General features: G+C 71.2%; 14 protein-coding genes. 1 reads left to right on the forward strand and 13 read right to left on the reverse strand.

All coding sequences use genetic code 11. The features are described 5' to 3' along the window. Nucleotides 1–54: 54 nt before the first annotated feature. A complete protein-coding gene (locus QSJ60_RS12390) occupies nt 55–717 on the reverse strand; it encodes a TetR/AcrR family transcriptional regulator (protein WP_189086532.1) in 663 nt (220 codons plus the stop codon). A gap of 115 nt (nt 718–832) precedes the next feature. On the opposite strand from QSJ60_RS12390, the gene QSJ60_RS12395 reads away from it, so the two are divergent. Continuing rightward, entirely contained in the window at nt 833–1,918 is a 1,086-nt protein-coding gene (locus QSJ60_RS12395; RefSeq protein WP_189086502.1) for an App1 family protein phosphatidate phosphatase, read from the forward strand. A 56-nt stretch (nt 1,919–1,974) separates the two neighbouring features. Here QSJ60_RS12395 and QSJ60_RS12400 read toward each other — a convergent pair whose 3' ends face one another. The 12 genes from QSJ60_RS12400 to QSJ60_RS12455 all read right to left on the reverse strand — a co-directional run bounded on the left by QSJ60_RS12400 (nt 1,975) and on the right by QSJ60_RS12455 (nt 14,783). Next, a complete protein-coding gene (locus QSJ60_RS12400; protein ID WP_285463804.1) occupies nt 1,975–3,033 on the reverse strand; it encodes a quinone-dependent dihydroorotate dehydrogenase in 1,059 nt (352 codons plus the stop codon). A gap of 46 nt (nt 3,034–3,079) precedes the next feature. After that, on the reverse strand, nt 3,080–3,553 hold the full coding sequence (gene nrdR, locus QSJ60_RS12405) for a transcriptional regulator NrdR (RefSeq protein WP_189086504.1): 474 nt from the start codon (nt 3,551–3,553) through the stop codon (nt 3,080–3,082). A 35-nt stretch (nt 3,554–3,588) separates the two neighbouring features. Further along, nucleotides 3,589–4,899 carry a histidinol dehydrogenase gene (gene hisD, locus QSJ60_RS12410; RefSeq protein ID WP_285463805.1) on the reverse strand — a complete coding sequence of 437 codons (1,311 nt, stop codon included), beginning with the start codon at nt 4,897–4,899 and terminating at the stop codon, nt 3,589–3,591. 43 nt (nt 4,900–4,942) lie between these two features. Beyond that, nucleotides 4,943–8,413: a DNA polymerase III subunit alpha gene (gene dnaE / locus QSJ60_RS12415; RefSeq protein ID WP_502871403.1), complete on the reverse strand. Its 3,471-nt coding sequence runs from the start codon at nt 8,411–8,413 to the stop codon at nt 4,943–4,945. 135 nt (nt 8,414–8,548) lie between these two features. Next, nucleotides 8,549–9,469 carry an RluA family pseudouridine synthase gene (locus QSJ60_RS12420; RefSeq protein WP_285463807.1) on the reverse strand — a complete coding sequence of 307 codons (921 nt, stop codon included), beginning with the start codon at nt 9,467–9,469 and terminating at the stop codon, nt 8,549–8,551. After that, a complete protein-coding gene (lspA, locus tag QSJ60_RS12425; protein ID WP_230766722.1) occupies nt 9,469–10,107 on the reverse strand; it encodes a signal peptidase II in 639 nt (212 codons plus the stop codon). The genes QSJ60_RS12420 and lspA overlap by 1 nt, the downstream gene beginning before the upstream one ends. After that, nucleotides 10,097–10,783 carry a DivIVA domain-containing protein gene (locus QSJ60_RS12430; RefSeq protein WP_189086509.1) on the reverse strand — a complete coding sequence of 229 codons (687 nt, stop codon included), beginning with the start codon at nt 10,781–10,783 and terminating at the stop codon, nt 10,097–10,099. The genes lspA and QSJ60_RS12430 overlap by 11 nt, the downstream gene beginning before the upstream one ends. A gap of 124 nt (nt 10,784–10,907) precedes the next feature. Further along, entirely contained in the window at nt 10,908–11,225 is a 318-nt protein-coding gene (locus QSJ60_RS12435; RefSeq protein WP_189086510.1) for a YggT family protein, read from the reverse strand. A gap of 6 nt (nt 11,226–11,231) precedes the next feature. Next, nucleotides 11,232–11,720, reverse strand: a complete 489-nt coding sequence (locus QSJ60_RS12440; protein WP_189086511.1) for a cell division protein SepF — start codon at nt 11,718–11,720, stop codon at nt 11,232–11,234. Between the two features lie 33 nt (nt 11,721–11,753). Continuing rightward, complete coding sequence (locus QSJ60_RS12445) at nt 11,754–12,425, reverse strand: YggS family pyridoxal phosphate-dependent enzyme (RefSeq protein ID WP_285463808.1); 672 nt, start codon at nt 12,423–12,425, stop codon at nt 11,754–11,756. Continuing rightward, nucleotides 12,422–13,627 (reverse strand): cell division protein FtsZ, encoded by a 1,206-nt coding sequence (ftsZ, locus tag QSJ60_RS12450; protein WP_189086513.1) that lies wholly within the window; start codon nt 13,625–13,627, stop codon nt 12,422–12,424. The genes QSJ60_RS12445 and ftsZ overlap by 4 nt, the downstream gene beginning before the upstream one ends. Before the next feature lie 181 nt (nt 13,628–13,808). Beyond that, the gene (locus tag QSJ60_RS12455) at nt 13,809–14,783 is read right to left on the reverse strand and encodes a cell division protein FtsQ/DivIB (RefSeq protein ID WP_285463809.1); all 975 of its coding nucleotides are present in this window, start codon (nt 14,781–14,783) and stop codon (nt 13,809–13,811) included. Between the last annotated feature and the right edge of the window lie 76 nt (nt 14,784–14,859).

Raw genomic sequence — 14,859 nt, forward strand, 5'->3', positions numbered from 1 at the left:
CAAAACATCAATCCGGCCGGCGGGCAACGCCTCCATCGGCGCGGCGCGGGTGCGCTATGCTGCGGACTCCACCCGGCGACGGCCGCCGAGCGCGCCCTCGAGGTACTCGCGCACGACGCGCTTCGCCTCGCGGAGGTAACGCTCGTCGCCCTCGGGGTCGCGCATGAACGCACGGTTGACGAGCGAGTCGACGAGCTCGATCGCCACGCCGAGGCGGAACCGCAGCTCCTCCCCGTCGCCCAGCTCGCCGAACTCGGCCTCGATGACGCTTGCGAGCCGGTCGGCGAACTCGGGCTCGATGCCGTCGTCGCTGAGCTCGCGCTCGGAGCCGTGCACCACGCTGAAACCGGGCTCGTCGCGGTACAGGTCGATGCACGCATCGACGGCGAGCTCGACCGCGTGCCACCAGCCGTCGAACTCGGTGCCGTCGAAGAGGTCGGCGACCCGCTCGCGGTACCGCCGCACGCTGCGCTCGCGCAGCGAGTGCAGCACGGCGACGCGATCGGGGAAGTAGCGGTACACGGTGCCGATGGAGGCCCCGGCGCGTTCGGCCACCATCTGCGTGGTGAGCCGTTCGAAGCCGATCTCGTCGACGATCTCAGCAGCGGCGTCGAGCAGCGCATCGAGGCGCTGCGAGCTGCGACGCTGGGTCGGCTCGGTACGGACGGCACGCTTCCGGGCGTGGTCGGTACCGAGGATCAGGTCGACGTTCGACACGAAACCTCCTTGGACTTGCCTGGCTACTTTACCTGCCCGCCGGAGTCGATCCGACCGCGTGGACGGCGCGCGCCGCGGTTCGCCCCCGTCCACGCGGGCATGACAGACTGAGGGGATGCCGGCGAGCCCCCCCACCCCGCCCGGACCCCCCGCACGGACGGCCCGGCACGGCGCCGCACGCTTCGAGGACTGGGTGCACGAGGTTCGGGAGCGGTTCGCGAGGCGCCGCGGCCACATCCCCACGGTCGTCCCGTACACGGGGTACGGCTCGACGGACTGGGTCCGCGTGTTCTGCCGCGTGCTGCTCTCGAAGCCGCGCAGCGGCGACGAGCCCAGCGGGCGCCGCCGCCGGCGCCCCGGCCAGGAGAGCATCCGCGGCTGGCGGAGCTTCACGAGCGTTCCCGTCGGCGACGTCCCCGTCGTCATCCGCATCGGCGAGGTCCGCATCGAGGTGCTCGCCGACCGCGGCGGCGTGGTCGACACGAAGATCCCGGTCGAGCTCGCCCCGGGCTGGCACCGCGCGGTGCTGTCCACCGAGGGCTCGGCCGAGGTCGAGGCGCCGATCCTCGTCGTCTCGCCGGAGACCGACTTCGGCATCATCTCCGACGTCGACGACACCGTCATGGTGACCGCGCTCCCCCGACCGCTCGTCGCGGCCTGGAACACCTTCGTGCTCGCCGAGCACGCCCGCATCCCGACGCCGGGCATGGCGGTGCTGTTCGAGCGCCTCGCGCGCTCCCATCCGGGAGCACCGGTGATCTACCTCTCGACGGGAGCATGGAACGTCGCCCCGACGCTCACCCGCTTCCTCTCCCGGAATCTCTTCCCCGCCGGCCCCCTGCTCCTCACCGACTGGGGGCCGACGCACGATCGCTGGTTCCGCAGCGGCCGGGCGCACAAGGAGCAGAACCTGCGCCGGCTCGCCGAGGAGTTCCCCGGCATCCGCTGGCTGCTCATCGGCGACGACGGCCAGCACGACGAGGAGCTCTACGCGAGCTTCGCCGAGGAGCACCCCGAGCGCGTCGCCGCCGTCGCCATCCGCCGGCTCTCGACGGGCGAAGCGGTGCTCGCCGGAGGCCGCACCAAGACAGGCGAGCACGACGACGGCATCCCGTGGGTCTCGGCGAGCGACGGCTCCTCGCTCGCCGACCGCCTGGCCGAGGCCGGCGTGCTCACCGGCCGCGATGGAGCCGGCGACTGAGCTGCCTCGAGTGAGCTGGCTCGGCAGCGCCGCGCATCGGCGGGCGGCGCGCCGCCTCAGTCGCGACGCGGCGCGGCCTGCTCGCGCGAGCGGCGGAATCGGAGCAGCCCGCGATTCACCTGCCGCGCCCAGAACGGCCCCCGGTAGATGAACGCCGAGTAGCCCTGCACGAGTGTCGCGCCCGCGTCGAGGCGGTCCTGCACATCGGCGGCCGTCTCCACGCCGCCGACCGAGACCACGCAGAGCTCCGCCGGGACCTCGGCGCGGATGAGCCGCAGCACCTCGAGCGAGCGGGCGGCGAGCGGCGCGCCCGAGAGTCCCCCGGCGCCCTTCGCCTCGACCTCGGCGGCCGGCGTCTTCAGCCCCTCGCGGGAGATCGTCGTGTTCGTCGCGATGATGCCGTCGAGGCCCAGCCGCAGCACGAGCGCGCAGATGCGGCGCACCTCCTCGTCGGCGAGGTCGGGGGCGATCTTCACGAGCAGCGGCGTGCGCCCGGCGGCCGCGCGCACGGCCTCCAGCAGCGGCGCGAGGGCGTCGAGCTCCTGCAGGCCGCGCAGCCCGGGCGTGTTCGGGGAGCTGACGTTCACGACGAGGTAGTCGGCGAAGGGCGCGAGCACGCCCGCGCTGCGCTCGTAGTCGGCGACGGCGTCCTCGACCGCGGTCACCCGGCTCTTACCGATGTTCACGCCGAGGACGGGGCGGTGCGTGCGGCGGGAGAGCCGCGAGAGCCGGCCGGCCGCGGCATCCGCTCCCCCGTTGTTGAACCCCATCCGGTTGATGAGCGCCCGGTCCGCGACGAGGCGGAACAGTCGCGGCCGCTCGTTGCCGGGCTGCGCGATCGCGGTGATCGTGCCGACCTCGACATGGCCGAAGCCGAGGTGGCCGAGCCCGCGCACGGCGAAGCCGTCCTTGTCGAAGCCCGCCGCCACGCCGAACGGCGAGGGGAAGCGCAGCCCGAGCGTCTCGACCGCGAGCGCGGGGTCGGGGGCGGTGAAGCGCTCGACGACGCGTCCGACGCCCAGGGTCGGCAGCGCGCGGATCACGCGGAAGGCGAGGTGGTGCGCGTCTTCGGGGTCGAGCTTCGACAGGAAGAGCGAGAAGAGGAGTCGATACATGCCGCAGCCAGGCTACCGGAGCCGACGCGCCGCTCCGCGCCTCGCGTCACTCCACCGGGCGGGCCGGAAGGCGGCCGTGCTCCTCGCGGAGCTGCGCGATCGCCGCGTCGAAGTCGTCGAGCGACTCGAACGCCTGGTAGACGCTCGCGAAGCGCAGGTAGGCGACCTCGTCGAGCTCGCGCAGCGGCGGCAGGATGGCGAGGCCGATGTCGTTCGCCTCGATCTGCGAGGCGCCCGTCGAGCGGATCGTCTCCTCGACCTTCTGCGCCAGCACGGCGAGGTCGGAGTCGGTCACCGGCCGCCCCTGGCACGCCTTGCGCACGCCCAGCACGACCTTCTCGCGGCTGAACGGCTCGACGACGCCGGAGCGCTTGATGACGACGAGGCTCGCCGTCTCGGTGGTCGAGAAGCGGCGACCGCATTCCGGGCACTGCCGACGACGTCGGATCGAGAGTCCGTCGTCGCTCGTGCGGGAGTCGATGACACGCGAATCTGGGTGGCGGCAGAACGGGCAGTACATGGTGTGCCAAGCCTACCCCCGGCCCGATGGCCGGCTCAGCTCTCGGGGAACCGCGCCGTCACCGCTTCGCCGTGCGCCGGAAGGTCCTCCTCGGCGGACAGCGCGGCGATCACCGGTGCGACCTCCCGGAGCGCCCGCTCGTCGTATCTCACGATCTGCTGCGGCCGCAGGAACGTCGCCGCCGAGAGGCCGGCGGCGTGCCGCGCCTGGCCGCCCGTCGGCAGCACGTGGTTGGAGCCGGCGGCGTAGTCGCCGAGGCTCACGGGCGAGTAGGGGCCGAGGAAGATCGCCCCGGCGTTCTCGATGCCGGCGAGCACCGCGTCGGCGTCGCGCACCTGGATCTCGAGGTGCTCCGGTCCGAAGGCGTTCGCGAACGCTGCGGCCTCGGCGAGGTCGTCGACGAGCACGAGGGCGGACTGGGCGCCGCCGAGCGCCGCGAGCACGCGCTCGCGGTGCTTCGTCGCGGCGGCCCTGCTCGCGAGCCGCTCGAGCACCCGCGCGCCGAAGGGCTCGGAGTCGGTCACGAGCACCGAGGCCGCGAGCTCGTCGTGCTCGGCCTGGCTGATCAGGTCGGCCGCGACGAAGTCGGCGTCGGCCGCGTCGTCGGCGATGACCAGGATGTCGGTGGGACCCGCCTCCGCGTCGATGCCCGTGACCGAGGCGACGACGCGCTTCGCAGCCGCCACGTACACGTTGCCGGGTCCGGTCACGCGCTGAACCGGGTCGAGGCCGAGCTCGTCGACGCCGTAGGCGAAGGCCCCGATCGCCCCCGCGCCACCCATCGCGTACACCTCGGTGATGCCGAGCAGGGCGGCGACGGCGGCGACGGTCGGATGGATGCGACCGCCGTGCGCGGCCTGCGGCGGCGAGGCGAGCGCGATCGAGGCGACGCCGGCGGCCTGGGCGGGCACGACGTTCATCACGACGCTCGAGGGGTAGACGGCCTTACCGCCGGGCACGTAGAGGCCGACCCGGGCGACCGGCTGCCAGCGCTGCTCGACGACGGCACCGTCGGCGAGCACGGTGCGCTCGGGCGCTGGCACCTGCGCCGCGCTCGCCGCGCGGACGCGCTCGATCGTGGACTCGACGGCGCGGCGGATGCCGGGGTCGAGTGCGGCGAGCGCCTCACGCAGCTCCGACTCGGGCACGCGGATAGCCGGCGGGCGCACCCGGTCGAGGCGCTCCGCCTGGGCCAGCAGCGCCTGCTCGCCGTGCTCGCGGACCTCCTCGACGAGGGTGCGCGCGGTCTCGAGCGCGGCCGACACGTCGGTGGCGGCACGGGGCACGAGCGCGAGCAGCTCGCGCTGGGTCGGACGGGTTCCGCGGAGATCGATCGTTCGCAGCATCAGGGCTCCAGCCTAGCGAGGCCGCGCCCCGGGGCCGCGCCGCTCAGCTCAGGCAGTTCGGGCCGAGCAGGCTCTTCAGCTCACCGTAGAAGTCGGCCGTCACGCGCACGGGATGCGGCACCTCGAAGACGCGGGCCGTGCCGCCCTTCAGGAGCCGGAGCCGCACCTCGGTGTCGCCGCGATGCCGGGCGAGCACCTCGCCGAGCGCGGTGATCGTGTCGGTAGTGGCGCGCACGTCCTGCAGCGAGATCATCACGGGCCCGGTCTCGTCGCCCTGCCCGAGGTCGGGGGTGAAGACGCTGAAGGCGTGCAGGTTCATGCCGTCGTCGCGCATGCTCACCCGGCCGCGGACGACCGCGATCGAGTCGGCCTGCAGCCCCGGTGCGAACTCCTGGTACGCCTTGCCCATGAACATGACGGTGATCTCGCCGGAGAAGTCCTCGACCTGGATCATGCCGTACTGGTTGCCGGAGGACTTCGCGATGCGGTGCTGGACGCTCGTGACAAGTCCGGCGACCACCACGGTGTCGCCGTCCTGCGTGTGCTCCGAGCTCGTGAGATCGGCGATGCTCGTGGAGGCGTGCTTCGCGAGCGGCACCTCGAGGCCGGCCAACGGGTGGTCGGAGACGTAGAGCCCCAGCATCTCGCGCTCGAACGCGAGCTTGGTGCTCTTCGGCCATTCGGGCCGCGGCGGCACTTGCGAGGCGACCTCGGAGCCCTCGCCCTCGTCGAAGAGCTCGTCGAAGTTGAAGCCGGCCTGGCCCGTCGCTTCGACGCGCTTCGTCGCCACGGCCCCGTCGACCGCCGACTCGTGCGTCTCGATGAGCGCGCGCCGAGTGTCGCCGAGCGAGTCGAAGGCGCCCGCCTTGATGAGCGACTCGACCGTGCGCTTGTTCGCGACCTGCAGCGGGGACTTCTTCAGGAAGTCGTGGAACGACTCGAAGCGGCCCTTCTCGTCGCGGGCGGCGCGGATCGCGTCGACGACGTTGAACCCGACGTTGCGCACGGCGCCAAGGCCGAAGCGGATGTCGTCGCCGACGGCGGCGAAGAAGCCGATCGACTCGTTCACGTCGGGCGGCAGCACCTTGATGCCCATGCGGCGGCACTCGTTGAGGTAGAGCGCGAGCTTGTCCCGGGCGTCGCCGACGCTCGTGAGGAGCGCGGCCATGTACTCGGCCGGGTAGTGCGCCTTGAGGTACGCCGTCCAGTAGCTCAGCACGCCGTAGGCGGCCGAGTGGGCCTTGTTGAACGCGTAGTCGGAGAAGGGCAGCAGGATGTCCCAGAGCATCTTGATCGCGCCCTCGGAGTAGCCGTTGTCGAGCATGCCCTGCGAGAAGCCCTCGTACTGCTTGTCGAGCTCGGACTTCTTCTTCTTGCCCATCGCACGGCGGAGGATGTCGGCCTGGCCGAGTGAGAAGCCGGCCACCCGCTGCGCGATGGCCATCACCTGCTCCTGGTAGATGATGAGGCCGTAGCTCGTGTCGAGGATGTCCTTCAGCGGCTCGGCGAGCTCGGGGTGGATCGGTGTGATCTCCTGCAGCCCGTTCTTGCGGAGCGCGTAGTTCGTGTGCGAGTTCGCGCCCATGGGACCGGGGCGGTAGAGCGCGATGACGGCCGAGATGTCCTCGAAGTTGTCGGGCTTCATGAGCCGGAGCAGCGAGCGCATCGGGCCGCCGTCGAGCTGGAACACGCCGAGGGTGTCGCCGCGGGACAGCAGATCGTAGGCGGGCTGGTCGTCGAGCGCCAGGTCTTCGAGGACCGGCCGGAAGCCCCGGTTCGCCTCGATGTTGTCGAGCGCATCGTCGATGATCGTGAGGTTGCGCAGCCCCAGGAAGTCCATCTTGATCAGCCCGAGGGACTCGCACGCGGGGTAGTCGAACTGCGTGACGATCTGGCCGTCCTGCTCGCGCTTCATGATCGGGATGATGTCGATCAGCGGGTCGCTCGACATGATCACGCCGGCCGCGTGCACGCCCCACTGCCGCTTCAGGTTCTCGAGCCCGAGCGCGGTGTCGAAGACCGTGCGCGCCTCCGGGTCGGTCTCGATGATCGCCCGGATGTCGCCCGCCTCCTTGAAGCGCGGGTGGTCCTTGTCGACGATGCCAGACAGCGGGATGTCCTTGCCCATGACGGCCGGCGGCATCGCCTTCGTGAGCTTCTCACCCATCGAGAAGGGGAAGCCTAGCACGCGGCCCGAGTCCTTCAGCGCCTGCTTCGCCTTGATCGTGCCGTAGGTGACGATCTGCGCGACGCGCTCCTCGCCGTACTTCTCGGTGACGTACTTGATGACCTCGCCGCGCCGACGCTCGTCGAAGTCGACGTCGAAGTCGGGCATCGAGACGCGGTCGGGGTTCAGGAAGCGCTCGAAGATGAGGCCGTGCTGCAGCGGATCGAGGTCGGTGATCTTCATGGCGTACGCCGCCATGGAGCCGGCGCCCGAGCCACGGCCCGGGCCGACCCGGATGCCGTTCTCCTTCGACCAGTTGATGAAGTCCGCGACGACGAGGAAGTAGCCGGGGAAGCCCATCTGGCTGATGACGCCGACCTCGTAGTCGGCCTGCTTGCGGACCTCGGCCGGGATGCCGTTCGGGTAGCGCAGGTGCAGCCCCTTCTCGACCTCCTTCACGAACCAGCTCTCCTCGTTCTCACCCTGGGGGACGGGGAAGCGCGGCATGTAGTTCGCGTTGGTGTTGAACTGCACGTCGCAGCGCTCGGCGATCGCGAGCGTGTTGTCGCAGGCGTCGGGGTGGTCGCGGAAGAGGTGCCGCATCTCGGCGGCGGTCTTCAAGTAGAACTCATCGGCGTCGAACTTGAAGCGGTTCGGGTCGTCGAGGGTCGAGCCGGACTGCACGCACAGCAGCGCGGCGTGGCTCTTCGCGTCGTGGGCGTGGGTGTAATGCAGATCGTTCGTCGCGACGAGCGGGAGCCCGAGGTCTTTCGCGAGCCGGAAGAGGTCGTCCATGATGCGCTTCTCGATGCCGAGACCGTGGTCCATGACCTCGCAGAAGAAGTTCTCCCGGCCGAAGATGTCGCGGAACTCCGCGGCCGCCTTCACCGCTTCGTCGTACTGGCCGAGCCTGAGGCGCGTCTGCACCTCGCCGGAGGGGCAGCCCGTCGTGGCGATGAGGCCCTTCGAGTACGTCTGCAGCAGCTCGCGGTCCATGCGGGGCTTGAAGTAGTAGCCCTCGATCGAGGCCCGGCTCGAGAGCCGGAAGAGGTTGTGCATGCCCTCGGTGGTCTCGGAGAGCAGCGTCATGTGCGTGTACGCACCGGAGCCGGAGACGTCGTCGCCGCCGCCGTCGCCCCAGCGCACCCGGGTCTTGTCACGACGGTCGGTGCGCGGCGTGAGGTACGCCTCGGTGCCGATGATCGGCTTGATGCCGGCGTCGGTCGCCTGCTTCCAGAAGTCGTAGGCGCCGAACACGTTGCCGTGGTCGGTGACCGCCACGGCGGGCATCTCGTGCCCCTGGGCGGCCTTGATGAGCTCCCCGATCCTCGCGGCGCCGTCGAGCATGGAGTACTCGGAATGGACGTGCAGATGAACGAAGGAATCGGCGGCCACGGGGCTCCTCATCGGGTGGTGCTGCTGGTGGATCTGGGGTGTGCTGCGAGTCTACGGCGACCCACCCACACCGTGGGCGGCGCCGGCTCAGTCGGCCCGCAGGATCTCGAGCGCGCGGGCGAGATCGGCCGGGTACTCGGACTCGTACGTCGTCCACTCCCCCGTGCCGGGGTGCGTGAAGGCGAGCTGCTTCGCATGCAGCCACTGGCGCTCGAGCCCCAGCCGGGCCGAGATCGTCGGGTCGGCCCCGTACATCGCGTCGCCGACGCACGGGTGCCGCTGCGCGGCCATGTGCACGCGGATCTGGTGCGTGCGCCCGGTCTCGAGGTGCACCTCGAGCAGCGAAGCGGAGGGGAAGGCCTCGAGCGTCTCGTAGTGGGTCACGGCGTGCTTGCCGTCGGCCACCACCGCGAACTTCCACTCGGAGCGCGGATGGCGCCCCACGGGCGCGTCGATCGTGCCGGCGAAGGGATCGGGATGCCCCTGCACCACCGTGTGGTAGATCTTCTCGACCTCTCGGTCGTGGAAGGCGCGCTTCAGCGCCGTGTACGCCCGCTCGGACTTCGCGACCACCATGAGCCCGCTGGTCCCGGCGTCGAGGCGGTGCACCACGCCCTGCCGCTCCGGCGCGCCGGAGGTCGAGATGCGGAAGCCGGCCGCGGCGAGGGCGCCGACGACGGTCGGCCCGGTCCAGCCGAGCGAGGGATGCGCGGCGACGCCGGCGGGCTTGTCGACCACGACGAGCTCGTCGTCGTCGTGGATGATGGCGAGCTCGGGCACCGCGATCGGCTCGACCTCGAGCGTGCGCGGCGGCTGCCAGCTCACCTCGAGCCAGGCGCCGGCGCGCAGCCGGTCGGATTTGCCCGCCACGGTGCCGTCGAGGAGCACTCCGCCGGCCGAGGCGACCTCTGCCGCCTGGGTGCGCGAGAAGCCGAGCAGCTTCGCGAGCCCCTGATCGACGCGCACGCCCTCGAGCCCGTCCGGGACGGGCAGGGAGCGGTGCTCCATCAGGACTCGCTCGGTCGAGGCGCGGAGAGGCTGGCGCGCGGCCCGGCCTCGGTCTCGCCGTCCGCGCTCGTCTGCGGCTCGGCCGCGACGGACTCGGACGCCTTCTCGCCCTTGGGCTGACGCTCCTCGCGGGACCCGTCGAGTCCGATGCCCCGGATCGTGAGGATCATGAACAGCGCCATGCTCGACACGATCGAGATGTCGGCGATGTTGTAGATCGCGGGGAGCATCCACGGAGTCGAGATGAAGTCGACCACGTGGCCGAGCCCGAAGCTCGGCTCCCGGAACAGCCGGTCGGTCAGGTTGCCGAGCACGCCGCCCAGCAGCAGCCCGAAGACCATGGCCCAGGCCACCGACTTGATGCGCCGAGCGAACCAGATGATGAAGGTGATGACGCCGGCCGCGAGGATCGTGAAGATCCAGGTCATCCCGCTCGCGAGCGAGAACGCCGCACCCGGATTCCGCACGAACTGGAACTCGAGCACCTGCCCGAGCACCTGGACCGTCTCGCCCTCGGTGAGGTTCGAGACGACCAGGTACTTGCTCAGCTGATCAAGGCCGTACGCCACCACTGCGGCGCCGGCGAGGACCAGGAGTGCGGTGGCGGTGCCGACCTTCGCGCTGCGCTCAGGCGCCAAAGCCCTGGAAGGTGGGCGCCGACTGCTCGCCCTGCGCCGAGGCGCTCACGGGGGCCGAGAAGCCCTGGTTGCCCGAGACCTGCACCGGGGAGGCGGTGTCGAGGTCGCGCAGCTGACCCTCGATGTAGCTCTTCAGCTTCTGGCGGTACTCGCGCTCGAAGACGCGCAGCTCGTCGACGCGCTTCTCGAGCGCGACGCGCTCCTGGTCGAGGATGCCGATCTGCTGACGCTGCTTCGCCTCGGCCTCGGCGACGAGACGGGCCGCGGTCGCGTGCCCCTCGGCGATGAGCGCGTCGCGCTTCTCGACGCCCTCGCGCACGTGCTCCTCGTGGAGGCGGCGGGCGAGCTGGAGGAGGTTCGTCGTCGAGGTCTGCTCGTCGAGCTCGGACTGGGGGGTCGGCTGCTGCGTCGGCACGGCGACGGTGGCCGGTTGCGCGGCGGGCTCGGTGAACGCGGCGGGCGCGGGTGCTGCGGGGGCCGGCGCGGCCGGCTGGTCGGACGAACGGGCCTCTGCGGCGGCGAGGCGCTGACGCAGCTCCTCGTTCTCCTGGTTCAGTCGGCGCAGCTCGACGACCACCTCGTCGAGGAAGTCGTCGACCTCGTCCTGGTCGTAGCCCTCACGGAACTTCGTCGCCTGGAAGCGCTTGTTGACCACATCTTCCGGAGTTAGCGCCATGGCTGCTCACCCTCAAATCTGTCGAAACTATCGAACTGTCGGATCACGTTCAGGTTACGGTATCACCCGGGTTCGGGCGACCGCAGGGCCGATCGTCTCGGCCCGCAATGCTCGCAGGAGATCGTCAGCCAGCGAGCGCGGTGACCTGCGAGAGCCAGGAGACCACGGTCATCGCCACGATGACGACGAGCATGGCCAGGCTCCACGCGAGATCGAGCGCCACGGGACCGAGGCGCAACGGCGGGACGAGCCGCCGGAAGAACTTGATGAGCGGATCGGTGATCGTGTACACGGCCTCGACCAGCACCAGCCAGCCGCCGCGCGGCCGCCAGCTGCGGTTGAAGGTGCGCACGAGATCGAGGACGAACCGCCCCCACATCACGAAGAAGTAGATGAGCAGCAGCGTCGAGAGGATGCTCCAGACGACGGAGAGGGCGCCCACCGCCGGCTACGCGCGCGTGAAGAACGACGCATCCACGTCGTCGTCGGCCTCGCCGCTCTCGCCGGAGATCACGACGTGCGCCGGCGAGAGCAGGAACACCTTGCTCGTGACGCGCTCGATCTTGCCGGAGAGGCCCTGCGAGAGGCCGCTCGCGAAGTCGATGAGACGCCGTGCGTCGTTGTCGGACATCTGCGACAGGTTGATGATCACCGGCACGCCCTCGCGGAAGGACTCGGCGATCACTTGGGCGTCGCGGTACTGGCGCGGGTGCACCGTGAGAATCTCGTTCATCTCCACCTGGGGGGCGACCGGCTGGACGTGCTGCTTGCGCAGCGGCGTCACCGGCGCCTGCTTCGGGGCGGCAGCCGCGACGGGCGCAGCCTGGGCGGGTGCAGCCTGGGCCGGCGCGGCGGCCTGCTGCTGGGGAGCCTCGGTCTCGAGCTCCTCGTCGGCGAGGCCGAGGTAGACCATGGTCTTCTTGAGCGGGTTCGACATCGCTGCCCTCCGGTGTTCTTCGTCTCTTCGAGGTTAACCGCGGTCCGGGCGATTCCCCGTGATTGCGGTGCCGATGCGCAGGTGTGTCGCACCCTCGGCGATCGCATCGGCGTAGTCGTGCGACATCCCCATCGACAGCGCGCCGGCCTCGGGCGCGAGCCGCTGCACGCGCTCCGAGAGCTCGCGCATCCTCGCGAAGGCCGGCCGCGCCGGCTCATCCAGCGGCGCGACGGCCATGAGGCCGAGGAGCCGCAGTCCCGGCGTCGCGAGCACGTGCTCGACGAGCGGTTCGAGCTCGGTCGGAGCCACTCCGCCGCGGCCGGGGTCGTCGGTCAGGTTCAGCTGCACGAAGCAGTCGACGCTCGTCTCCTCCGAGCGGAGCACGTCGACGAGGGCCGTCCGGTCGATCGAGTGGATCACCGAGGCGTAGGCCCTGACCTGCCTGGCCTTCTTGCTCTGCAATTGCCCGACGAAGTGCCAGCGGAGCTCCGGCTCGGCGAGCTCGGCCGCCTTCGCCTGCGCCTCCTGGTGGCGGTTCTCCCCCACGTCGCGCACGCCGAGCTCGAAGAGCTCGCGCACGAGCGAGGCGGGATGGAACTTCGTCACGACGATCGTCGTGAGCTCCTCGGGCGATCGACCGGCCGCGGTCGCGGCATCCGAGATGCCGGTGCGGACCGCGGCCAGCCGCTCGGCGAGCTCGCTCACTTCAGGAAGTCGGGGATGTCGAGGTCGTCGCCGTCGTCGTCGAAGGCCGGGTCGGAGACGATCTGGTCCGCGGTGCTCGCGGTCGTCTCGGCCGAGCCCCAGCTCGCCGTCTCGACGAGCTCATCGATGTCGATCTCGGCGATCGGGTCGCCGGGCTCCCCGGACCCGAGCACCCCCGCCGCGCCGACGGCCGCACCGACCGCGGCGGGGACGGCGGCCTGCTGACGCGCCTCGACCGCCTGCTTCGGCTGCGGCTCGCCGCCGTCGAAGCCCGCTGCGATGACGGTCACGCGCACCTCGTCGCCGAGGGTGTCGTCGATGACCGCGCCGAAGATGATGTTCGCCTCGGGGTGGACGGCCTCCTGCACGAGGCGGGCCGCGTCGTTGATCTCGAAGATGCCGAGGTTCGACCCGCCCTGGATCGAGAGCAGCACGCCGTGCGCGCCGTCGATGGACGCCTCGAGCAGCGGACTGGCGACGGCGAGCTCGGCGGCTTTGATCGCCCGATCCGCCCCTCTCGAGGAGCCGATCCCCATGAGTGCGGAGCCCGCGCCCTGCATGACGCTCTTCACGTCGGCGAAGTCGAGGTTGATGAGACCCGGGGTCGTGATGAGGTCGGTGATGCCCTGGACACCGGCGAGGAGCACCTGGTCCGCGGTCGAGAACGCTTCGAGCATCGAGATGCCGCGGTCGCTGATCTCCAACAGGCGATCGTTCGGCACCACGATGAGGGTGTCGACCTCTTCCTTCAGGCGCGCGACGCCCTGTTCGGCCTGGGTCTGGCGGCGCTTGCCCTCGAAGCTGAACGGCTTCGTGACGACACCGATCGTCAGCGCACCGATCGACTTCGCGATCCGCGCGACGACCGGGGCGCCGCCGGTGCCGGTGCCGCCGCCCTCGCCGGCGGTGACGAAGACCATGTCGGCGCCGGCCAGCGCCTCCTCGATCTCCTCGGCGTGGTCCTCGGCGGCACGTCGACCGACCTCGGGGTCGGCGCCGGCGCCGAGCCCGCGGGTGAGGTCGCGGCCGACGTCGAGCTTGACGTCGGCGTCACTCAGCAGCAGCGCCTGCGCATCGGTGTTGATGGCGATGAACTCGACGCCGCGCAGGCCCAGCTCGATCATGCGGTTGACGGCGTTCACGCCGCCGCCGCCGATGCCGACGACCTTGATGACGGCGAGGTAGTTCTGGTTTGTCGACATGTTCGGCCTTCCCTGGGAACCTTGAACCTCTAGTCGAAGGTTAAAGTTTTGCTGAGTATGCAATTCCTGAGAACGACGGTAGGTCCCAGGTGCCGCCTGGGCGACGACGACACTCCGCGTGTCGCGAACGGATCGCCCGATTCGGCCTCTGAGCGCCGAATCCGCCGCCTCGGGGACCGGGTCAGCCGGTGACCGGGCTCGTCGGCGCCGAGACGTCGTACTGGCCGACCGAATCGGGCGGGGCATTTTTCATGAGCCCGGCGAGCACGACCGCCTTCAGGGCGGAGTCCTCGGCGCTCCCCCATACCACCGCGGCGCCGCTCGAGAGCTCGAGCCGCACGTCGTCCGCCGTCTCGGCGGTCACGCGCACGAGCTGGGTCCTGACGTCGTCGGGCAGGGCGCGCACGACGCCGGCCGCCGCGCGGAACCCAGGCCCGTTCATCGCCCCGGCCTCGATCAACGGCTGGCCCTCCGGGCGCTCGGCCGGCCGGTCGATGACGACCCCGGCGGCGTCGACGAGCTCGAGCCCGTCGTCGCCCTGCACGACCCCCACCGGCGTGCGCTCGGTGATGCGGACGATGAGGGTGCCGGGCGGCACCAGCTCGGTCGAGTACGTCTCGATGAGGGGGAAGGCGCGGAGCGCCGTGTTCACGTCGCCGGAGCCGATGAGCGGGAGCGGCGTGCCCAGTTCGCCGTCGAACGCCGCCTGGATCTGCTCCGGCGGGATGCGCGAGGCGCCCTCGACGCGCACCTCGCGCAGCGCCATGGCCGGCGAGTACGCGATGGCGAGCACTCCGCCGACGAACAGCGCCGCAGCCCCGAGGCCGATCAGCCAGGCCCGTCGGCGACGACGGGTGTGCGCCGTGAACCGGCGGACCTCGCGGCGCTCGTAGCGGCGCCTCGCGCGCTCGGCCGCGGCCAGCGCCTTCCGTGCCGCACGGGCCTCCGCAGCGGCCGAGGCGGCGGGCGACGGACGGTCGCGCGAGGGTGCTGACCGGCCGCCGTCGTCGCCCTCCACGGGCTCGGCGCCCGGGGCGACGAGCGGCGCGGTGCCGAGCGGGACCGTCGCGTTCGGGTCGTCGCCGATGACGGGCACCGGTGCGGTGACGGCATCGGGCTCGACGGGCTCCGCCGTCCCGCCCCGGCGGAGCGGCACCGCCGCGGGCGCCTCCGGCTCACTCGGGAGCGGACGCGCGCGGCCGGGCCGCGAGGTGCGCGGCCCGTCGAATCCC

It is taken from the genome of Agromyces sp. NBRC 114283 (assembly GCF_030268405.1).
Lineage (GTDB): Bacteria > Actinomycetota > Actinomycetes > Actinomycetales > Microbacteriaceae > Agromyces > Agromyces mediolanus.